General features: G+C 33.9%; 21 protein-coding genes. 13 read left to right on the top strand and 8 right to left on the bottom strand.

All coding sequences use genetic code 11. The annotated features are described in order from the left end of the window. Positions 1–180: 180 nt before the first annotated feature. Positions 181–420, top strand: a complete 240-nt coding sequence (locus AACY93_RS02970) for a hypothetical protein (RefSeq protein ID WP_286853300.1) — start codon at positions 181–183, stop codon at positions 418–420. Positions 421–426: 6 nt separating this feature from the next. Here the strand turns inward: AACY93_RS02970 and AACY93_RS02975 are convergent, their stop codons facing one another. Continuing rightward, positions 427–669 (bottom strand): helix-turn-helix transcriptional regulator, encoded by a 243-nt coding sequence (locus AACY93_RS02975; RefSeq protein WP_286853301.1) that lies wholly within the window; start codon positions 667–669, stop codon positions 427–429. Between the two features lie 850 nt (positions 670–1,519). Between AACY93_RS02975 and AACY93_RS02980 the strand changes: the two genes are divergently transcribed. Genes AACY93_RS02980 through AACY93_RS02990 form a run of 3 tightly spaced genes read left to right on the top strand, consistent with a single transcriptional unit; the run spans position 1,520 to position 8,432 of the window. Next, positions 1,520–4,417 (top strand): SusC/RagA family TonB-linked outer membrane protein, encoded by a 2,898-nt coding sequence (locus tag AACY93_RS02980; RefSeq protein ID WP_286853302.1) that lies wholly within the window; start codon positions 1,520–1,522, stop codon positions 4,415–4,417. A 12-nt stretch (positions 4,418–4,429) separates the two neighbouring features. Next, complete coding sequence (locus AACY93_RS02985) at positions 4,430–5,827, top strand: RagB/SusD family nutrient uptake outer membrane protein (protein WP_286853303.1); 1,398 nt, start codon at positions 4,430–4,432, stop codon at positions 5,825–5,827. After that, positions 5,817–8,432: a prolyl oligopeptidase family serine peptidase gene (locus AACY93_RS02990; protein WP_286853304.1), complete on the top strand. Its 2,616-nt coding sequence runs from the start codon at positions 5,817–5,819 to the stop codon at positions 8,430–8,432. Before AACY93_RS02985 ends, AACY93_RS02990 begins: the two co-directional genes overlap by 11 nt. Positions 8,433–8,452: 20 nt before the next feature. On the opposite strand, the gene AACY93_RS02995 is transcribed toward AACY93_RS02990, so the two are convergent. From AACY93_RS02995 to AACY93_RS03010, 4 genes are all read right to left on the bottom strand, one after another. Next, entirely contained in the window at positions 8,453–8,719 is a 267-nt protein-coding gene (locus tag AACY93_RS02995; RefSeq protein WP_286853305.1) for a DUF6520 family protein, read from the bottom strand. 73 nt (positions 8,720–8,792) lie between these two features. Next, a complete protein-coding gene (locus AACY93_RS03000) occupies positions 8,793–10,277 on the bottom strand; it encodes a MauE/DoxX family redox-associated membrane protein (RefSeq protein WP_286853306.1) in 1,485 nt (494 codons plus the stop codon). Between the two features lie 107 nt (positions 10,278–10,384). Beyond that, positions 10,385–11,392: an AraC family transcriptional regulator gene (locus AACY93_RS03005; protein ID WP_286853308.1), complete on the bottom strand. Its 1,008-nt coding sequence runs from the start codon at positions 11,390–11,392 to the stop codon at positions 10,385–10,387. After that, positions 11,389–11,775, bottom strand: coding sequence for a hypothetical protein (locus AACY93_RS03010; RefSeq protein ID WP_286853309.1), 387 nt, complete (start codon positions 11,773–11,775; stop codon positions 11,389–11,391). Before AACY93_RS03010 ends, AACY93_RS03005 begins: the two co-directional genes overlap by 4 nt. A 314-nt stretch (positions 11,776–12,089) precedes the next feature. On the opposite strand from AACY93_RS03010, the gene AACY93_RS03015 reads away from it, so the two are divergent. The 7 genes from AACY93_RS03015 (at position 12,090) to AACY93_RS03045 (ending at position 19,287) form a co-directional block, all read left to right on the top strand. After that, positions 12,090–14,495 carry an aminotransferase class I/II-fold pyridoxal phosphate-dependent enzyme gene (locus AACY93_RS03015; protein ID WP_286853310.1) on the top strand — a complete coding sequence of 802 codons (2,406 nt, stop codon included), beginning with the start codon at positions 12,090–12,092 and terminating at the stop codon, positions 14,493–14,495. A 56-nt stretch (positions 14,496–14,551) separates the two neighbouring features. Further along, positions 14,552–15,394, top strand: a complete 843-nt coding sequence (locus AACY93_RS03020; RefSeq protein ID WP_286853311.1) for an RteC domain-containing protein — start codon at positions 14,552–14,554, stop codon at positions 15,392–15,394. 439 nt (positions 15,395–15,833) lie between these two features. Then, complete coding sequence (locus tag AACY93_RS03025) at positions 15,834–16,112, top strand: helix-turn-helix domain-containing protein (protein ID WP_286853312.1); 279 nt, start codon at positions 15,834–15,836, stop codon at positions 16,110–16,112. Positions 16,113–16,118: 6 nt separating this feature from the next. After that, positions 16,119–16,772, top strand: coding sequence for a hypothetical protein (locus AACY93_RS03030; RefSeq protein WP_286853313.1), 654 nt, complete (start codon positions 16,119–16,121; stop codon positions 16,770–16,772). Positions 16,773–16,918: 146 nt separating this feature from the next. After that, positions 16,919–17,587: an ATPase gene (locus AACY93_RS03035; RefSeq protein WP_287005960.1), complete on the top strand. Its 669-nt coding sequence runs from the start codon at positions 16,919–16,921 to the stop codon at positions 17,585–17,587. Between the two features lie 298 nt (positions 17,588–17,885). Further along, the gene (locus AACY93_RS03040; protein ID WP_287005961.1) at positions 17,886–18,500 is read left to right on the top strand and encodes a hypothetical protein; all 615 of its coding nucleotides are present in this window, start codon (positions 17,886–17,888) and stop codon (positions 18,498–18,500) included. 124 nt (positions 18,501–18,624) lie between these two features. After that, a complete protein-coding gene (locus AACY93_RS03045) occupies positions 18,625–19,287 on the top strand; it encodes a hypothetical protein (protein ID WP_287005963.1) in 663 nt (220 codons plus the stop codon). A gap of 44 nt (positions 19,288–19,331) precedes the next feature. Here AACY93_RS03045 and AACY93_RS03050 read toward each other — a convergent pair whose 3' ends face one another. Continuing rightward, positions 19,332–19,685 carry a helix-turn-helix domain-containing protein gene (locus tag AACY93_RS03050; protein ID WP_286853314.1) on the bottom strand — a complete coding sequence of 118 codons (354 nt, stop codon included), beginning with the start codon at positions 19,683–19,685 and terminating at the stop codon, positions 19,332–19,334. A gap of 301 nt (positions 19,686–19,986) precedes the next feature. Between AACY93_RS03050 and AACY93_RS03055 the strand changes: the two genes are divergently transcribed. Both AACY93_RS03055 and AACY93_RS03060 read left to right on the top strand, forming a co-directional pair. Beyond that, positions 19,987–20,892 carry a hypothetical protein gene (locus AACY93_RS03055; RefSeq protein ID WP_287005964.1) on the top strand — a complete coding sequence of 302 codons (906 nt, stop codon included), beginning with the start codon at positions 19,987–19,989 and terminating at the stop codon, positions 20,890–20,892. Positions 20,893–20,895: 3 nt separating this feature from the next. Beyond that, entirely contained in the window at positions 20,896–21,675 is a 780-nt protein-coding gene (locus AACY93_RS03060) for a hypothetical protein (protein ID WP_287005965.1), read from the top strand. 117 nt (positions 21,676–21,792) lie between these two features. On the opposite strand, the gene AACY93_RS03065 is transcribed toward AACY93_RS03060, so the two are convergent. Both AACY93_RS03065 and AACY93_RS03070 read right to left on the bottom strand, forming a co-directional pair. Then, the gene (locus AACY93_RS03065; RefSeq protein ID WP_110473885.1) at positions 21,793–22,566 is read right to left on the bottom strand and encodes a M90 family metallopeptidase; all 774 of its coding nucleotides are present in this window, start codon (positions 22,564–22,566) and stop codon (positions 21,793–21,795) included. 12 nt (positions 22,567–22,578) lie between these two features. After that, complete coding sequence (locus tag AACY93_RS03070) at positions 22,579–22,791, bottom strand: heavy-metal-associated domain-containing protein (RefSeq protein ID WP_008616468.1); 213 nt, start codon at positions 22,789–22,791, stop codon at positions 22,579–22,581. Positions 22,792–22,797: the final 6 nt, after the last annotated feature.

Here is a 22,797-nt window from a genome sequence, read left to right on the forward strand (position 1 = left end):
TGATGGTGACTATTTATTGCAGTTTGAACATGATAGTTTGCTATTAGCATATGAAAATGACAAAGTCCAAATGACCCTCTGGAGGCAACATGATGGAGATCAACGTTCTGTGTCCAAATGGTTTAGTAAAACAGATTATTTAGAACTTTTTGGGGAAATATCAATAATAGATAAAATGTAATGACAATTAATGAATTTAATGAACTTGATAATCATATTAAATTTGATTTGACATTTAATCAAGGTACTTTTATAGAATATTTCATAAATGGCAATCAGAGATTTGCTTTATATTCAATATTTAAGTTCTATGTTGAAGTAAAATACTGTACTATTGAAAATAAAATAAAAGAATTGACTAGTTTTGATGATGGAGACCTACTTGAGAAGTATTCATTTTTTAGAAAAATGGGAGAATAATTTTTTTTAATTTTTGTCTGAATCCATATCAAAATCTAATAATTTTTTTGGATGAACTTTTAGCCCTTTTGCTATTTTTAGTAACGTACGGAATGTTATATTTGTTTTTCCTTGTTCAATTTTATTAAAATCACTGAAATCAATACCAGTATGGAAGTCCATATCTTGAAGAGTAAGATTTTTAGATTCTCTTTCCTTCTTAACATTCTTTCCAAACTCTTTTAAAAATTGAGTAAAAATATCCTTCATAATACCTTTATATTAAAGGCAAGTTCATATTATTTGAAATATTTCTTTTGGGTTTATATCCCCAAATGAAATATTTTTATATATTTGTTATAGATTATATAAATTTGCGATTCTTCAAACAGAATTATTGAAGCATTCGCTTAGAGTCTCGTCCTTGAAAACTGGTAATTTTTGCAGCGAGATAATAAGTATGATGCTCACGTCTTTGGGCGTGGGCTCTCTTATTGTTGCAAGGTATACCAGTACCTCAAGGGCAGTAAGCTGAGTTCCATGCCTTTTTTTATGCCCTATGGTTACAGCTTATTGATTCTTGGTGACCCTTCTTTTATTTTACGATTTGCAAATAGTTTACAGAATTAGTTATGGGGAATTCTAGGCCGTTGGGGTTGGTAGGACACCCGGCTCTTTTAAAACGGCCTTCCCCTTTTAATTTAAAACTTATGTTGCCTATGATGTGAAAAATTTTGATGTTTAATGATTTTGTTGTTAGGGTCTTCTCGATACATTTTTTTGTTCCTTATAGAGGAACAAAAAAACACTCGAACTGACTTGCTTCTCGATACAAAACCTGGTTTCTTGGTTTTACTCGAAGTGACGTTTGTGACAAATTCATTATAGCTTATGGTATTTGCTTTGAGACTAAGTAAACCAAACCAATACACTATAAAAAAAAAGACCCACTCCTGAGTTTTGGACGACCATGGGAGTGAGTCGGTAGTTAAAATAGTATAAACCATTTAACCATTACAAAGTTATGACAAAAACTTATTATTTGTTTCGGATACGGCCTTTTTTTAGCTGTTGCCTCCTGTTTTTTATCTTTTATTATGTTGCTCCAGCCCAAAACCACTTGATTTCCGGGCAGATAACGGATGGGCAAGCCCCCATATCTGGAGCCAGTATCATTATTAAACATACTATTAAAGGCACCGTCTCTGATTTTGACGGGCATTATGAGCTTGATGCCCAAACTACGGATACCTTACAAATTTCTTATTTGGGCTATAAGACCCTGGAACTTGTTGTTGGCAACCAACGAACCATAGATGTGGTCTTACAAGAAGATGCCACGGCATTGGGAGAGGTGGTTATTAATGCAGGGTATTATACAGTTAAGGAACGAGAGCGTACGGGGAGTATAGCTAAAGTAGATGCTCAAGTTATAGAGGAACAGCCTGTAAATACGGCTTTAGAAGCGTTACAAGGTCGGGTAGCAGGATTAGATATTACACAAACTACAGGACTGGCAGGTGGAGGTTATACGGTTCGAATTCGTGGACAAAATAGCATTACTGCTGGCAATGAACCCTTGTATGTTATAGATGGGGTACCCTATGATTTGGGGAGTTTAAGCAATCAAAACCTAAGTGGTTTGGTATTACCTGGAGGTATTATTAATCCATTAAACACTTTAGATCCTAATTCTATAGCTTCAATAGAAGTGTTAAAAGATGCCGATGCCACAGCTATTTATGGTTCAAGAGGATCCAATGGTGTTATTCTAATAACGACTAAAAAGGGAAAGCAGGGAAAAACAAAAATAAGCTTAGATGTATCGACTGGTTTGGTAACAGTAACTAAAATGTCAGAATTACTTAATTCAGAGCAATATTTAGCTATGAGAGAAGAGGCTTTTGCTAATGATGGGATTACTAATTATCCTAGTTATGCTTATGATATTAATGGGACTTGGGATAGGAATCGCTATACGGACTGGCAAAAAGAGTTTGTAGGGAATGAAGGTTATAACCAAACAGTTAGAGCTGCCATATCTGGTGGAAATGACCAAACTCGCTTTGCAATTGGGGGAAGTTTTATGGAGGAGACTACGGTATTTCCAATGGATTTTAATTATAAAAAATATACAGTTTACACTACGTTAAGTCACCAATCCAATGATGAGAGATTAAAATTGCAATTTACTACCAATTATGGGCTAGATAAAAATTGTTTACCCACTAGTGACCTTATCAGGGTTGCAAAATATCTACCACCAAATGCACCTGAAATTTATGATGATGAAGGAAATTTAAATTGGGAAAATTCTACTTGGAATAATCCATTTGCAGCACTGGCGAGCACATATACAAATGAGTTGAGCAACTTGTTGGCTAATGCCACTTTGAGTTACAGTTTCATAAAGAGATTAGATTTAAAAGTGAATTTGGGATATACCCGTTCAAACATGGATGAACTTCAATTAAATCCGCATACCATATATAACCCTGCTTATGGTTTGACAAGTAGTTCTTCTAATGCTGAAAAAAATGAAGCAGAAAGAACCTCTTGGATTATTGAGCCACAACTGGATTTTAGCCAAGACATAGCACAAGGGACAGTTAGATTGACCATAGGAGGGACTATGCAAGAACAAATGATGGAAGAATTTGGATTATTAGGTTCTGGATTTGTAAATAATCAACAAATGAACAATTTAAGTTCAGCAGAGAATTTGAGGACTACAGTTGATTACAATTCGCAATACCGATATGCTGCACTTTTTGCTAGAATAAACTATAATTGGAAGCAGAAATATATTGTGAACCTTACAGGAAGAAGAGATGGTTCCAGTCGGTTTGGTTCTGGAAATCAATTTGCAAACTTTGGGGCTATTGGTTTAGCTTGGATTTTAACTGAAGAAAATTTTCTTAAAAACAAGAAGTGGATAAATTTCGCAAAAATAAGAACAAGTTACGGTACAGCAGGTAATGATCAAATTGGAGATTATCAATATCTAAGTACCTATACCATTGAACCTGTTTCTTATGACGGACAAATAGGTCTAACCCCTACAAGTCTATTTAACGCTAATTTTGGATGGGAACGTATTAAGAAATTTGAAATAGCAATGAATGTTAGTTTATGGAGAGACCATTTAAATTTTGAAGTAGCTTATTATCATAACCGATCAGATAACCAGTTGCTTGCAATCCCTCTGCCTACTACTACAGGTTTTAGTAGTTTAAATTCAAATTTTGATGCTACTGTTGATAATTATGGTTGGGAAGTAGGGGTACAAACCATAAACTTACAAAGTCAGGATTTTGAATGGCGTAGTGGTCTCCAGTTAAGTATACCTAAAAATAAGTTAGTAGCCTTTAAAGGATTAGAAAACTCTACATACAGAAACCAGCTAGTTATAGGAGAACCACTTTCAATCTATAAACTATATCATTTGGAAGGAATTAATACAGAAACAGGTTTGTATGAGTTTACGGACTACAATCAAGATGGAGAAATTACTGCGATAGAAGACCGGCAGGTTATTGGGGACTTATCTCCAAAATTTTATGGTGGACTTTCTAATTCTTTAACATATAAAAATTGGAATTTAGATTTTCTATTACAATTCACAAAAAAGGATGGGCTAAATGAGTTTTATAATACTGAACCTCCTGGGTTTATGCAAAACCAGTCGATTAGTGTTCTTGATCATTGGCAGTTTAATGGCAATCAAGGATATGTTCAAGCGTATACAGCAGGAAATAATTTTGAGGCCTATTATTCTCATATAAAGTTTACACAAAGTCAAGCTATTATTTCTGATGCATCTTTTATAAGGTTGAAGAGTTTCTCACTCTCTTATAAATTACCATTAAAAAAAGAGAGTTCTACCACATGCACATTGTCTTTACAAGGCCAGAACGTTTTAACCTTTACAAATTTTAAAGGAGGTGATCCTGAACAACTTTCTTCTTTTTTACCTCCATTAAAAAAATATTCAATCCGAGTATTTTTAGAATTATAAATTTTTATACAAATGAAAACAAAACAAAAACGAATTACAGGTACCCAATATATTTTTCAATTGATTATTGTCCTTTTACTTTTAGGGTGTGAAGATTACTTAGAAGTTGAGAGCCCAAAAAGCCAAATTGATCAAGAAACTGTTTTCTTGGACGAGGGTTATGCAACAGCCGCAGTTACAAGTTTATATGCAAGTTTGCGAGACAATGTTTTATTGACAGGGTCTAGCAATGGTATGAGTATTTTATATGGTTTATATACAGATGAATTGGATTATTATTCAAATTCTGGTTCGGACTTTGAGGAATTTTATAATCATCAAATTATTGCATCAAATGGTCTTGTTTTAAATCAATGGAGTTCTTCTTACAATTTAATTTTTAATTGTAATTCGGTTATTGAAGGTATCAGCTCATCTCCAAGTTTATCACAAGAAGTTAAAAACCAATTAAAAGGAGAAGCGCTTTTTATACGTGCTTTAACTCATTTCTATTTAGTTAATTTATTTGGTGATATTCCATATATAACAACAACGGATTATACTGTTAATCAGCAAGTGTCAAGAATGGAAACTGAGATTGTGTATGATTACATATTGAATGATTTAATTTTAGGTAAAACTTTACTTGGAGAGGCAGATTTAACAGGTGAAAGAATAAGAGCTAACAAATATGTCGTGTCAGCATTATTAGCAAGGGTTTATTTGTATTTAGAAAATTGGGAAGCTGCAGAAACAGAAAGTTCAAGCATAATCAATGCAAGTTCGTTGTATTATTTTGAAGGAGATGTTGCCAATGAATTTTTAAATAATAGTCAGGCAACTATCCTTCAATTGAAACCAAAAAATGAAGGAGATAATACTCTTGAAGCAGGTACTTTTATTTTTAGTTCTGGTCCTCCAGTATTGGTAGCATTGAATTCAGAATTTACGGAAACATTTGAAACGGATGATTTAAGGAGAGAACACTGGGTTCTTGAAGTAACAGATGGTAGTGAGATTTGGTATGCACCATATAAATATAAATTGCAAGAAAATACAGGAGCATCTATGGAATACTCCATCATTTTTAGACTAGCAGAGCAGTATTTAATTCGAGCTGAGGCTAGGGCTCAATTAGGAAATATCCTTGCTTCAGCAGAGGATATCAATGTCATTAGGAATCGTGCAGGTTTGTCAAATACTACAGCTTCTACAACCACGGAACTTATGGCAGTTATTTTACATGAAAGACAAGTAGAGCTTTTTACAGAGCATGGACATAGATGGTTTGATTTGAAACGATTAAACAAGGCAGGAGAAGTTTTAGCACCTATAAAAAGTAATTGGCAGATAACGGATATTCTAATGCCTATTCCGGAAACAGAATTATTATTAAACCCTAACCTGACCCCACAAAATAATGGATATTAATAATATAAATAAAAGCAGACTGAACACTCTTTTAATTTGTGTTTTTGTTGTGTTCTATATTTTAAATAGTGGTTGGGTTTGTGCTCAGAACTCCGATACTAAAATGAGATATACAAAGGAACTAGACACTTTGTGGAGTAAAGATGTATTTATTCAAGAGGTTAGTGAGAATGGGCGTTGGGTAACTGTAAAAGAATTGAATTATAAAAGTAAAGAACACTACTTTTTATTAAATTCAGAAACGACAGATGCCATAAGCTTAGGACAAATTGTTTCGAATCGTTATTCTAATGATAGCAAATGGTTTGGTTTTATTAAGCCAGATCATACTTTCACGCTCTTGAATTTAAAAACAGAGAAAAAAAGGATATTTAAAAATATTTCGAGTTTTGAATTTGATACTTCTGGGAGGTATTTGGTTTTAAAAGAACAAGGGACTGATAATACGCATACACTAATTGTTATTGATTTAAGCGACATGAATATTTGGAAGGATAGTGGTGTTAATGAATTTTACTGGGTAAATGATACAGCCCAACTTTTAATTAGTAAAAAGAATCAAGAATTTTCGAAAATATATTTGCTTGACTGTATAAAAAAAACAGAGGTACTTGTAGCAGAAAGTAAGGAGAAAACATATGATATGATTAAGCTAGGTCGGTCTGGGACTTCTATTGTTTATATAGAACAAGGTAAGAATAGCAGTACTTTGGTTAATTATTTTATGGAAACAGGTAAAAGCTATAAATTAAATGATTTAGAACTTCAGGAGTTCATTCCGTTATCAAGTATATCACATAAGAATTTAAATATTTCTGATGACGGATTATCTGTGTTTTTCTATCGTATTTCTGATAAGGATTCAAATTTAAAACCAAGCAGTATGGAAGTATGGCAGTCTACTGATCCTTGGATTTATTCGCGTATGCTGAAATATAAAGAACAAGAACAGAGTTACTTTTTGACTTTATGGGATTTAAAAACCAATAAAGTAATTCCAATTACCGATATGGAATATCCTTCGGTACAGTATAACCCTAATCACAGGCAAGCGTTGATTTTTAATAAAATGCAATATGAGCCTCAATATAAACAATTTGAAGATGTTGATTTGTACCTTAAAGATTTTATAACTGGAGAAAATGAGCTTATAGTAAGTGAACAATACAATGAACAAGGCTTTATTTCTTTATCCCCTTCGGGTAGATATATTGCTTTTTTTAAGAATAGTTTCTGGTGGATTTATGATTCTATTACACACCAAACTGTAAACTTAACAGAAGGATTAAATGTTTCTTTTGAAAGAGATGAGGTTTCTGGAGTTAAGGATATGAAACCATTTGGGGCCCCTGGTTGGTCTGAAGATGAGAAATATATAATCCTTTATGATAATTACGATATTTGGTTAATTGAGACAAATGGAAACACAAAGGAAAGAATTACCCGTGGTAAAGAAAGTAAGATAACTTACAGAATTAGTCGTGATCAATACAAGAATGATATGAATTATTTACATCTTTTAAATAATCATTCTGGTATTAGTTACAACTTGAAGGAAGGCTTTGTTTTGGAAGTGACGGATGCTAATTTTAATACAGGCTATTCAAAATGGGATGAAACATTGGGGCTTCAAAATCTTTACTTTAATAACAAGATAGTATCAGATGTTTTGGTTAGGGGGGGCTATCTGATATTTAAACAGTGCAGGTTTGATAGCCCCATAACCATCATTAAATTAAATTTAAATAATAAAAATGCTGCCTTAATACACCAAAGTAACTCCAAACTCTTACCATTTGACCTTGGCAAACATGAGTTTTTTACCTATCGAAATCAAGATGGTATCCCATTGAGGGGCTTACTTTTTTATCCAGCAAATTTTAAAGCCAATAAAGAATATCCCATGATAGTAAAACTATATGAAAAGATTATTAAGGATGATCTATTGTTCAAGTCGCCTTCAGACTATGAGTATACTGGATTTAATTTACTGAGGTATCTAACTAATGATTATTTTGTTTTTATTCCTACTATTACTTATGAAGTTGAATACCCTGGTGAATCCATATTAAAAGCTATCGAACCAGCTATAGATAGTATATTGAAGAAATACTCAGTAGATAAGCATAGAATTGGATTATATGGGCATTCATACGGGGGTTATGAAACCGCTTTTTTGGTTACACAAACCAATATATTTTCAGCAGCAGTGGCTGGAGCAGCAGTAACAAATTTAGTGCAATATTATCACGAGATTGGTTGGGAGTGGAATAAAGAGCAAATATGGCGATTAGAGAACCAGCAGTATCGTATGGGAGATTCTTATTATAAGTTAAAAGAAGCATATAAAAACAACTCTCCTTTATCACATATTGAACAGTTAGAAACGCCATTATTATTATGGACAGGGAAGGAAGACTATAATGTTAATTGGACACAATCTGTTAGTATGTTTATGGCTATGAAACGTTTGAACAAAGGAGGGAAGTTGCTTTTGTTTGATAATGAAACTCATTATTTAATAAATCCTGATAATCAAGAGGCCTTATCCTTAGAGACTTTTGAATGGTTTGAATATTATTTAAAAAAGGAATGGAGTTATTAATAACTCCATTCCAGTTTGAATTACAAGCCACTATGAGTTAGCTTTAAACGACAGTATGTATCGCTAAACTTCTCAGCATAAACTTGATTACCATTGTAGGTACAAGGCATAAATGATATTTGATCACAATCTTTGGGTGCTGGAACACAAAATCCATTTTGATAAATGAAACCAGTTATTGGAGCATCTTCCATAACGGATGTATTGTTCTCAGTGGCAAAAGCAAAGACTATTGCCAACATAAATACCATCAAGGGTAGTACCCTTTTTAAAACTAGTGTTTTCATAATATATAAAATTTAATTTATGGCCTACTATGTTACAGGTGTTCGGCCTTCTCCTGATACAGCGCCGTATGTCTTAATTATATTGATATTCTGGTTTGATTTGGTATATCCATAATTGATTATCTACCAGACCAAATATTAAATCTTTATAAACTTTAAATTCCCTTAATTTTTTGAGGGGTTGGTGGTAGTAATAAAAACTCTGGATGTAAGTGTTATCCGTTATATGATATTGGTCTATGATACTGGCAGATTTAAGGACGTCCTCATCTTCATATTTACCCAGTCTATCGCTATTTATAAATAGGTGCTTGCCAAATACTGAGGCCGTTCGATTTACCAATACGGACTTCCCTAGATTGTATTCATCTTTTTTTGAATAATAGGCTACATCTATTTGTGCTTGTTTTATGGTGTCTATTGTTTTGCCTTGGGATATATTTTCTAGTTGTTTATTGGTTATAACATATTGATTACGATAGTAGTATACATAGATTATTTTTTGAAGTTCGTGGTTATAAAGCAATAAACCATCGGTATCAAAGGTTCCATTTTGTTGTTGTTTTAATACCTGGGTATTAAGATTTAGTTTAATACTGTCGTTAATTGACTTTAAAATCCCTAACGCATTGGTGTTAGTATTGGTGCTGGTAGTAGAAATGGCCAATGAGGTACTGTCCAATAAAGTAAATTGATAAAAATAGGCATCGTCCTTGGAGAATGTTTCTGCTTTCCAGTCAGTCGTGTTGCCTTTGAATAGAATTGGGACAGTGCCATCCCCAACAAAAAAATAAGGAGCGGTTACTTGTATCCTCACTCTTTTGTATGGCAATTGGTAATTTTCAATCTCAATCTTGATTTCCTTGGATGTTTTTAATTGGAAATCAATTGCTTTTAAGTAAAGTGGGGCAAAATAGTTGCCTAAATAGATGAGGTTGTTAGCAATACCTGCAATATAAAACGAATTGGATTCTAAGGGAAAATTCGCTAATTCTTCCAAACCATGAGGGCTATATTTTCTTTGGAAGGCATTATTGCGTTTGATTTCTTGCTCAGAGGAAAGAAACAAACCAATTACCAGGATAATACCTAAAGCAGATAGACTTAAGAGTCCCATGAGTTTTTGTTTAGAGAATTTTACATGTATGAAATAGATAGCTCCTATGGCAAGTAGGATACATATGATATTAAAAATTAAATGTTCCGTCCAACCCAGTGATTCTAGAACCCCACCACAGGAGCAAGGGGTGAAGGATGTATAATTTAATATGATGATGATATAGGTGGTAAACATGACCATAAGCAGAAAAAACAGATACAGTCCCCATTTTCTTGTTTTTATAAAAGCTAACAATAAAGAAGTGACTAGCTCGATCCCAATCACAGCATAAGAAATAGGTATTGCAAAAGCCCCTAATAAGGGTGATTGACCCAATTGGGTTTGAAAATCATTAAATTCCAAGAGTTTGCTGATACTGGCATAAACGAACAACAGTATAAAAAGAAGTACGAGAACCTCCAGAAGAATCTTCTTTAACGATGTTAATTGAAATCCCATAACGATACTTTTTATATGGGATAAAGTTCGGGAAGAAATGTTTTTTCTAAGGGATTATTTGTTTTCTTAAAAGAAGTATTTTCTATGATCTTCAGTCACTTATCAAATTATTTGAAATCTTTATTATATAACTTTCTATATACGGATGGGCTTACTGTATAATATTTTTTAAAAGCTGTAGCAAAATGACTGATGTTTTTAAAACCTGATTTTTTTGCTATTTTATAAATAGGTAGTCGGCATGTCTCAAGTAAATGTGATGCACGCTTAAGTCTTTCCTCGGTATAAAACCTAAAGATACTGATATTGTGTAACTGAGTAAAGGCTTTTTTGACTTTTGACTCATTAGTATTGAATTTTCTGGCTAATTCACTAATACTAAGCATCGGATACTCTAATTCTTTTAAGATATAATCACGTATGTCCTGAGCAATTATTACATCCCTGTCGCTTAACATCATTTTGGGTTTGCGTTTGGGCAGGGTATCGGTTCTGGTTTGTGTGTTCTGTTGATTCGAAGGAATATGTCCATCTATTACTGCTTGAATTTTTCTTGATTTTACCTCATCTTCAATGAGTTTTTTTTGTGGCACAAATTCAAAGCTTGTAATGACAATGATCGGCTGTTTTAAATTATTGGCGTCAACAGACTGTATTGTACATGGATACTTTTTTCTTAAATATGGCCCACAATTAAAATATAAAGTTTCATTGGTACTATAATAGCTTTTTGCTTCAATTTCTTGAATGATTTCATTCCATCTTATAGTAGATTGATTGTTTAAAAAATGTGAAAATGACTTGCCAATAACCCGATTTCTATCTAAGTTCAATAATGTTAAAGCATCATCATTTAGGTTTGTTACTTTATAATGATGGTCTAAAGTAAATAAAATAGTGATGGTTTTACTTTGACTACCCTTAGGATTAAAAGTACTAAAATATAATAAAGATGCTTGTAGCTCTACTGTTAACCAATTTAAAAGAACAACAATGGACTCTAATTGATCTTCTTCTTGTGAGCGATCAATTTGGTAGGACAGATTGCCTTCAGCAATTGCTAACAATAACTCTTTTATACTGTTCAGTCGGTGAATATCGATCATTCTTTTCATAGACTACTGTTTAAAAAATGGTATAGAAACTTTTGGGCCTCAAGACTATTGTTAAAAACTTCCGTGGGGATTAAGGGTTGGTTGCGTCTTAAATATAATTGTATCATACTTTGGGCAACTATCCTTTTTTCAACTATGGCAACTGCGTTTGCGAGTATAGAACCCTCTAGGGCAAGAAAATCGCGCGCCGACTTACTGGCGTCTTGTATTCCTTTGGTTTCACATAATATTGGAAAACTCATGCCGTCTTGAAATTCCAAACGCTCTTTTAAAACTGCTTTTGCAATCTTAAGGTCTAAAAATGGTATCTCGTGATATACAAAAAATAAAATGCCTTCAAATATCCAGTAATCTGAATATTTTCCTTGATTTGGAAGAATCATGGTAAATCGTATTTTTCTCTTCTTTAATCACTAAATTAAAAAAAAACAAAGAATTCTATATGAAATGATATGTTTTGACTTGATTTACTATAGATAGTTTGACAAAAAGTTTACTCAAAAGGAAAAAAATCTTTCTCAAAAGAATTTTTTTAAATGGTTAATTAATTTTCTTAGAATTTCATTTAAAATATTTAATAGCTTTAAAAAGCACCTTCGCAAATAAAAGACTCTTTTTTAACACATGAATCTATTCTCATTGATACAGAATATTAATTTGTTTAACTATAAAAAGCAATTAACCAATACGTTAAATCATGGCTAAAATCAAACATAACAACTTTATCAATACGGTAAACGAAGTAATTAACAATGCCCGTCGTCAAAACATTGTACATCTCTATGCAGAAGACAAAAAATTTTCTGGAAGACTAATTAAAATTAATGGCAAAAGCCTTTTTCATTTTGGTACAACCGGTTACCTAGGCTTGGAGCAGGATCAAAGGTTAAAAGAAGCTGCGATTAAAGCTATTGAAAATTACGGGACTCAGTTCCCATTGTCTAAAACGTATATTTCTCATCCATTATACGCAGAACTGGAAGAGAAGATAACCCAAATGTATAATACACCAATTATCATCACTAAAAACAGTACTCTGGGTCATTTGGCTGTCATCCCTTCTGCTGTTGAAGATGATGATGGAGTCATTCTAGACCATCAAGTGCATTGGAGTGTGCAGAATGCAGTCCAATTGGTAAAATCGAAAGGTGTAAAAGTAGAGATGATTAGGCATAATAATATGGAAATGCTGGAGTCTAAAATCAGGGAGCTTAGTAAAACATGTAATAAAATTTGGTACATGGCTGATGGAGTCTACTCCATGTTCGGTGATTTTGCACCTGTGGGTGATTTAATGAAGTTATGTAAAGAATACCCCAAACTGCACCTGTACTTCGATGACGTTCATGGAATGAGTTGGATTGGAAAAAATGGCACCGGGTATGTTACCAGCAAGTTAGGAACACTTCCGGAAAACTGTTTATTATTTGGTACTCTTAGTAAATCCTTTGGTGCTGGAGGGGCTGTGCTCGCTTGTTCTAATTTGAAACTAAGGGATAAAATTAAAAATTTTGGGGGTCCTCTTACATTCTCTGCGCAATTGGATCCAGCTTCTGTTGCTGCCGCCATTGCTTCGGCAGATATCCATCTCTCTGATGAAATATACGAAATGCAAAAAGACCTTGAGGTTAGAATTCAACACTTCAATTCGTTATTGATGAAATCCAACCTTCCGTTGGTGGACCTGAATTTTAGCCCTGTTTTTTTTGTAGGGACAGGTGTTCCGGAAACTGGATACAACTTTGTGAAACGTCTGTTTGATGAAGGGTTTTTTGTAAATCTAGGACTTTTTCCTGCAGTGCCCGTAAAGAATACGGGTGTGAGAATTACAATCTCAAGACACAACCAATTGAGAGAAATAACAGCTCTTGTCGAAGCAATGAATTATCATTACCCCAAAGCCCTGGAAGATACTCAAACAAATCTCAATAGGGTACGTAAACTATTTAAGTTACCGGAATTAAAAACAAAAATAGATAAAATCCCCACTCAAGACTTAATATTGCAACACTTCAATTCAATTACAGATGTTGAAAAGTCTTTATGGAATAAACATATGGCAAACAATTCTATCTTTGATTGGGATGGACTGGCATTCATGGAAAAAGTGTTTTCTAATAACCAAGCTTCTGAAAATAATTGGGAGTTCCATTACATCATAATTAAAGATAAAATGGGCAACCCTGTACTTATTACGTTCTTGACTATTGCCCTATGGAAAGAAGACATGTTGGCACCTATATCGGTTTCAACAGAAATTGAATCTAAAAGAAGGAAAGACCCTTATTATATGTCAAACAAAGTATTGAGTACAGGATCCTTACTTTCAGAAGGTAATCATTGGTTCTTAAACGAAGAGCACCCAAAACGGGAAGAAGCAATCCAGATGTTGCTAACTACTATGGAAAACATAGACAATAAATCTCCAGTTGAAATGTTTGTACTAAGGGATTTCCGTATGGAAAATACAAAACTCAATGATTTTTTACATAAAAAAGGGTTCATAAAAATTAAAATGCCTGATACAGCTCAAATCCAAAACTTGAACTGGATAAATGAACCCACTTTCGTTAATTCACTGTCTTCAAGATCCAGAAAGCATTTTAGAAAAGATATTGTACCCTTTTTGGGAAAAGTAGAAGTGAAATGGAAAACTAAAACCTGCAAGCACGAGTTGGATCAAATATATCAACTTTACCTCAATGTAAAACAAAATAACTTAGGCCTGAATACGTTTGCATACCCCAAGAATCTGTTCTGGGCTATGAATGAAAGTGACCTTTGGGAGTTTCAATGTATCTATCCTAAAGACAATCAAGAAAAATTGATTGGTGTAATGTGTTGTTATAACAACAACAACACAACCTTTGTTCCTGTCTTAGTCGGTATGGATTATGAATATGTTACCAAAATCAATAGTTACAGGATATTGTTATATCAAACAATCAAAAGGGCAGGGGAACAAGGGTATAAAAATATTGATTTTGGCCTTACGGCTGCTTTTGAAAAACGAAAATTGGGTGCTACGGTCTTTAATACTTTTGCCTATGTACAGGCAAAAGATAATTTTACCATGGAGTTGATTGCTACACTTCAAAACTAATAAGCCTTTCATTTATAGGTAAGTGTATTTATTGTTTATATTAAAGTTGGTACAAAATGAAGAAAAGAGAGTATGTAACAATCCTTGAGGTATTCAATAAAGAAATGGCCATGTTAGAGTGTGATGATTTTTTATGTATGGATAAAATTCATAAAGCAATCATTCTTTCCAGACTTAAATTGTCTAAACTTAAAAAGTATACCATTTTACACTCCTTCGATAATCAAGATGAAGAAGTATCCTTTTTTAAAGACTACAAAGGTACTGTGCTTTCAAACCTCATCTTTTATGAAGAAGTTAGGACTTTTGAAATCAACAGCCCTGAATTGTCCATTTCATCAAAAAAAGAATTCATAATCAGACAAGAACAAAAAATTAAAAAATTTTTCAAAAAACACGATTCACTCGTTCAGTACATATCTTTAAACCTCACTAGCCTTGACTCTTTATTTTATACCTTGAAACCAATGAATGAATCTTGGTCTATATGTAATGAGTCATACCATACCGACCCAAGTTTTTATACCAATCACGATTTACTTCTGGCTAAAATAAAAGCATATAAAAAATTATTACAATACTTAAAAACAAAATACAGTGCACTTAACAATTTCTTGAAATATGGTACACCTTTAAATTCTCACTCAAACCTACAATGGACTGGCTCAAAAACAGAACTGGTGGAATTGATTTATGGTCTGCATAGCTGTAAAGTCTTAAATCATGGGAATACGGATATTAAAAAAATCTCAAAGTTTTTTGAAAAATCGCTAGATGTGGACCTTAGCGATGTCTATAAAATATATTCAGAAATTAAAACAAGACAAAAGACCCCAACAAAATTCCTCGAAGAAATGACCTTTAACCTCCGTGAAGAAATTGAAAAAACCTTTAGGTAATACAAACCATGTCCGTTGAGGTCTCAATTCAAGTCTCTGTAAAGTAGAAATTCTCACGTTATCTATCTGCTTGTAATTTTTTTTATATTAGCCATTCAGCATAATGCACTTAAAGTCATGACTCAAAAGTGCTATTTACAGATTCTTAATTGTTTTTAAAGTTAATAACTTTTACATTTCAGTACTTCTTAAACCTACCAATACAACTTTATTCCGACTACCTCTTTGGTGATTGGCTATTGTTTTTTTGACCTTTAATATTCAGCTTATACCAAATTATGTTAAAAAACAACCAGACCTACGGGATAGTTACGTGTTTTTCAAAATACCTCAATACATCGTTGCAATGCGAAAGTCAAACCATTTTACAAACTAAAAGCCGGGTCGAAACCAATAATTGAAAAAACATCTTCCCGGTTTTGTTAAAATTTTTAGAATTATGGGAACACCAATCATTACCCAAGCAGACCTCGACCAATTCAAGGACGATGTCATCAACGAGCTAAGATCCTTAATGGCCATAGAAAAAACTGTAAAAACCAAGTGGATTAAAAACAGGGAAGTAAAAAAAATGCTTCAAATGAGCCATAGCACCCTGCAAACACTGAGGGCTAATGGAACACTTAGCTATACCAAAATTGGAGGGATCATTTACTACGATCTGGAGGAAATTGAAAAGATGATGGAGGATAACAAAATCTGTAATGTTAATAAATGATAATGAATGAACTACATCAAGCAAATGAATGCCATTTTCGCTAAGTTTTATAAAGACTCCAGGTTAAACACCACTCACATCAGCTTGTATATCTCACTATTTCAGCTTGGAAACCTCAACCGGTTCCCGGAAACCTTTTACATCAACCGCGAAGAAATAATGAAACTCTCCAAAATTGGCTCAAAAGCAACCTATCACCGGTGCCTCAAACAACTCGATCATTGGGGTTACATTAAATACTTGCCTTCACACAACCCTTACAAAGGAAGTAAAATCAAGTTGCTCAAATTTGATACGAGTTCTGAACGGGTACAGGCACAAGCTGTGAAACAAGCATTGGTACCTTATATAAAACAGGATAAATTAAATGAAAAGGTTATAAACTTAAAAAAGAAAGAAGTTGAAAATTTTTTTAAAAATGAATTTCAAAAACTCTTACCGGAAAAAAAGCTACAATCAATAGCAGAAAAGTTTTACAATCATTACAAAGCCACTGGCTGGCTTATAGGAGGGAAGACACCCATTATTGATTGGCAAGCCGCTGCCCAAAACTGGATGCAAAAAGCCCTTGAACTCAAATCTTTTAAACACGTAAAAACCACAAAAAATTTAAATCACCTCAAAACCAACAGAAACAAAAATTATGGCGCTCCTCTCTAAAAGTTTCATTAATAGAGCCATTGCACTATGCTACCTGCCGTAGCCTAAGCGAGCTTATAATGTTTATTAAGACAATAGTCGGGATAAAAAAGTTATTGAGAAACATCATAAACTATTAGTTAAATCTTAATTAAAACTCTGACACTATGAAAAAATATTTTACCATCGTAGACAACAACACAACCTTCACCCTAGGTAAATACTACAACAATCAAATTATCTACGATTTTAATAATACTTTGGATTACCTCGAAATCAAAGGCAAACAACGCTTTGGTCAACACTTTCGGATTTACAAGGAAGACCACAACCTAATTTATAAATTGATGATTTATACTATAAATGACAAAGAATCTTGTCTGGCCAATGGTATTGATCTGAACAAAGGCATACTACTTACGGGGCCTGTGGGCTGTGGGAAAACAACCCTAATGCAACTTTTACCTTATATACACCCACAAACAAGGCCATATCCATTGTTTCCTATACGAAATATAGTGATAGAGTATAATACCAATGGCTCAGATACTATCAATAAATACAGTGCTCTAAGAACGATGTGTTTCGATGACCTCGGCGCAGAACCCACAGGTCGATTCTATGGCCACGACTGTAATGTTATAGCAGAAATCCTCATTTCACGCTACGACCTCAGCCAGGGTCAAAGCTCAAAACATAACAAAAGAACCCATCTTACAACAAACCTCAACGCACTGGAAATTGAAGATCGTTATGGAGAAAGAGTACGGTCGCGACTCCGGGAAATGGTAAACGTCATTGCGTTTCCGTCCTCTTCTCCAGATAAACGCTCCTAAATCCCTACGCACCTGTTCATCGAAAGTTTACTGTAGGAGGTGGTGGGAAATTGAAGATTCAGCGTAGCTAATCCCGTCAAATCAAATGCAATATTTTAAAAACAAAAAGACCTATTACCATGAGCGTACCCGCAGAAGGCTGGAAGTCGATGTGAAGGAGGAGAAGGAGGATAGTGGAAAAGCAAAATCCTTTTTCAAAGCACCGTCATCACGAACGTAGTCAAGTGAACTCATAAATCAAATAAGCTGTACAGGCGCAATATTTTGCGACTCAAATAAATCTAAAATTTAACAAATCATGAACACATCCCAATTCTGGACCTGGTTCCAAGAAAACCAAGAAAATCTATACATCCTCCCACTACTATCAACAAACGAACAGGAAGAATACAATCATAGACTGCAAACCAACTTAGACTATTACTGGGACGGCATAACATTCGAAATAAAATTCAGCGAGAACTATACCACACCGGCAACACTCATACTATACTCTAATGCCGACCCGGATATACAAATGGAAGCGAAAACCTTGGTAGAAAATGCACCACTTATAGACAACTGGAATGTAGTAACCTACAATAGAAAAAAAGAAGATTTATCAGAAGGAAAAACAGTGGGTCCACCAAATTTTAAACTCCATATTAATCAACTCTATTTCCAACCGATACTTAAAACCAATAAAGATTCTAAAATCACGCTCAACATTTTCACAACTAAAGACATCTCCTATGCCAAAAGAAAACAATTTAAAAAACTATGCATTCAAATAATGGAAGATATGGTTGGAGAGGTGCTATTTAATAAACACATAAAATTCATACGCTGTCATCTTAAAACAGAACTACCGGGAGTAGCAATTCAATTCATCCACTTCCCTCAATTCATAAACAACCTAATTCGACTAAATTAAAAAAATAATCACACAGTACAGGCGCAATATTTTGCGCCTCACAATTTACCAAAACCAACAACAAAAGCACCGTCATCACGAACGTAGTGAAGTGAACTCGTAAAACAAATAACAATTAACAATCATGACTCCATCCCAATTCTGGACCTGGTTCCAAGACAACCAACAAAAACTATACATCCTCCCTTTATTAGACATTGAAGAAAGAGATAAACATTTCTATTGGTTAAGCAAACACCTCAGCTACTACTGCAAAGGCCTCGGATTTGAAATAAAGTTTGCAAGTGATTATATAGGCCCGGCAACTCTCATCATAACTGCCTATGGAGTAAAGGATCTATACCCAAAAGTATTCGAACTAATAGACCACGCACCAAGAATAGACAACTGGAAATTTGAAGCACTTAAAAAGGCAAGTAAAGATGAAAACAGTGCTCACGACACACCATACGAATTTGGATCTTTTAAAATAAAAATTTCAGACCTGTACTTTCAACCTGTAAAATACATTAAAAGCACCGGCAAGATTATTATCCACATTTACTCAGACTCTTCATTGCGCCGTGCCCGCCAAAGGCCGGGAGCTCAGCGAAGCAACCCCGTTAAACCCATCAACCCAAAGGACATACACACTGCAATCACATTTATTTTGGAAGACCTTATGGGCGAAGAACTGCTATACTCAAAAATCAAAAAATTCAAATTCTACAAAATCAACCGAAAAAGAGGCATTACCTATAAACTCACACACCTTAAGAGCTTTTTGGAAATGATTAATCAGAATTAAATCTTTAATTTTTATTCCTATTTAAGTAAAAATAGGCTAATATATTATGTTTTATCCCTGTTGTGTTCTCCCCAAGCTGACATTGTATTCAATATCTCTTCTAATGTATGCCCCTTCTCAGTTAGTTCATACTCAACTCTTGGTGGAATTTCCTGATATACTATACGGGTTATTAAATCATTTTCTTCCAATTCTTTTAATTTGGATGCTAATATGCGTTCTGATATTCCACTCAATCTTTTCTTAATTTCATTAAATCGAAGCCTTTTATTGTTTAAAAGTTGAAACAAAATACTCGGTTTCCACCTGCCGCCAATTATTGTTAAAGTATAAGCCATACCACATTCTCCATTGATTTTTAATTGGTTTTCAAAATTTGTAGATGTTGTTTTGCGCATTTTATCAGATTTAATTGTTAGTAACTAACAAAAATGTAAGTGCTTGTTTCTTATGTAGTTCGCTTGTAATTTTGACCAAACTAAAACACTTAATATATGAACAAAATTAAACAAAGTAAATGGGATGTCACAAAACAAATTATACACTATCAAGCTAATTTTATTCACAAAGAAGCAGATGATGCTTTGGATAGTGTGGTAAATTTTTGAACTATTATCAGCCATCTGCAAATATTTTAAAGTCATATTTCAACATATTCAATTGCCATTCCCTTACCTTTACCAACATAATTTTATGTTTATGGTGTTAAAGGTTAAATGGACTGAATTTAAAAGTAGTCTTGAAAATTTTCAGTCCGAAGGAAATGCGCTTATTAAAAAATATAAAGCAGCAAGAACTGAGGATTTATTAAATGAATTGAAAGAGGAAAAACAATCGTGGGAAAACGATATAATTAGTTATGTAAAGGCTTCTTTTGACCCTGAACACACCAATTTTGCATACGAGTTTAAGGCTCAACAAGGATATAATTTCGGAATGAAATTAGGTGTCGACCAAAGAGTCAAAAACACTATTCAGACCATCAAAGATGAAATTAATGGTCTTGATTACTATTTAAAAATATTATCTATTTCAGATGCTATTGTGCGAGCTGATGATATTGATTTAGAAGAGCGTAAAAACCTTGATACCGAAAGCATTCTTGACCTTATACTTTCTAAACTATACGAACTGTATAATGATGGGAAATACTATTCTATTAAGTGGATTCTTGAAGGTAACGGCCTAAAGTTAAGTGGGCGTAGCGAAGATTGGGACTATGGTAGAATGCTTGAAGACAGAGGCCTTATTGAGACTATGAATGGTCGTGAGGTAAATGCCAAACTAAAACTTGAGGGAAAGTATGCCATTGAACAAGCCAGAAAAGCACAGGTGCCCGACTACTCAAAAATTAGCGATTCTGATGAAGAATTAAAAGAACTTTTGAAAGAGATATTATCCGAGATTAAAAAATCAGGATATGGTCAACAAATCATCTTCGATGAGTTCGATGAGTTGCGCAATGATATTCCGCATCTTAGCAAAAAATCGTTTGGTCAGTTATTGAAATCAAAACTTGGCGATTTAGTGGCCGCCAAGGCCTTTGACAAAGCTATAGCCAGCGATATTTTCAAACAATTTACTGACCAAATATTTCCATTTTAACGTATGGGAATATGGGCAACTATTAAAAATAGAATAGTTCAATTCTTCCGAAAAGAACCACCACCGGAATATGAGGTAACAAAATATGTGTTTTCGGACAGACAACCTCTTGATGGTTCTTCGACCATTTCTTTTTTCGTAAACAATCCCAAGCCAGATGTAAGTGTTACCAGAACTTTTGATAGCGAAGACCAAGCTGTTAATTGGCTTATGGATAATCGGGATTTCAAAAGGATGTTATTTGGCAATGTGTTTCCATCCGCAAATTCGGTGAAATACCAATGTGGCGTTAAAGAACCTATCACAATCCCAAACAAAATGCCTGGGGACATTGACATTCTTCTGTATGAACAAGGTAAGGAACAAAATGCGGTTGGAATAGAATGTAAAATAGTAAAAACCGAATCGCTTGAAAATCAACCACCAAAAATCAACAAGATTACAAGCGTTCAAAAAAAGGGAACTATTCAGGCAAATGGATATACCGAAATTGGATTCAACAGGGTTTATCTGCTAATCATACTATTGGATGATGGCCGGCATTACAAAAACCCCAATGTTATGTTCAGAACTACACCTTTTAAATGGTTGAAAGAATTGTATGGTTTTGACTGGCAAACCCGAATGAGTGATGATATTGGAATTATTTACGTTCACATAAATCAATTTACTACTAACCATATAAATCAGACCAAAGGATTGGGATTGCGTGTAGAACGTGAAGCAATACCAATTTTACAACCTGAAGAACTAACTGATAAAATCAAAAAACTGGATTCATAGGATAATTTGAAACGTAAAGGAACTTGCAGGATATGCGGAAATCATAGTAAACTAACGTTTGAGCACGTTACACGAGAGTGTAAACTGAACTCTCTATAGTTTGCCTGATTCATTTTCTCAAGTGCTCGGTTCTTGCCTAAAACATTCCACCAACATCCCATAAAGTTCTGGATGTTTTCTTTTTAGTAAATCCGCTCGTTCAAAAAAATACTCTGAAGCAACCGCAAAGAATTCAGCTTGATTTGTTCCACCATATTTACGAATATCTGAATGGTTATCGTTAATCGCTTCCATTTCTTTATGGATTAAGTTTAACCAAGGTATGGCATATTGATGTTCCATTAGCCGCTCTGGCACACCGTCTGTTCTATCGTCCAACTTATCTATAAGGTGCACAAATTCGTGTATGCCAGTATTGCTTTTATCGGTTGTATTTTTAAAGCCGTGGTACAATGCTTTCTTGGAAAGTATCATCTGTTTCTCGAACCTTCCATTTCCAACTATTCCACCAATATTCCGTGAGTTATCCTTACTGCTAAATTGCATATCCTCATTAAAATTATCAGGATATAAAAGGATGCCACTTAAATTTGTGTAGTGCCATTCCTTGAAGCCAAAAACTGGAATGACGGCACTTGCTGCAATTAAAACCTTATCCAACTCTTCCAGTTCAAACTGCACAGCATCGATATAGACCTCACTTAAAAATAGCATCATTTTTTGCTGAAAAATTAGCTGTGCGTCTTTTGATAGATTTCTATAAAACAGCACATTATCCGTCAATAATTTATGCCAATGTTCTGGAAATGGCTTTACACTATGACGTTTTGCTTTTCTATAAAAATGAACAGCAAAAAGAACAATCACAACCGAAATAAAAATATAAGCCATATTAAAAACGTATTAATCTACAGGTTCGGCCTTAAATCCCACTTTTTGCAAAGTCGCCTTTACATCTTCTTCGGTTACACCATCGCTTTCAATGGTTAAGATTTTATCAGGATTAGAGGTATCTACTTCCCAACTTTCTACACCTTCTTGTTTGTTTAAAAAAGGGGTGACTTTTGATACGCACCCACCACAATTGATATTTGTTTTAAATTTTAAAGTTTTCATAGTATT

Source organism: uncultured Xanthomarina sp., from assembly GCF_963971605.1.
Taxonomy (GTDB): Bacteria; Bacteroidota; Bacteroidia; order Flavobacteriales; family Flavobacteriaceae; genus Xanthomarina; species Xanthomarina gelatinilytica.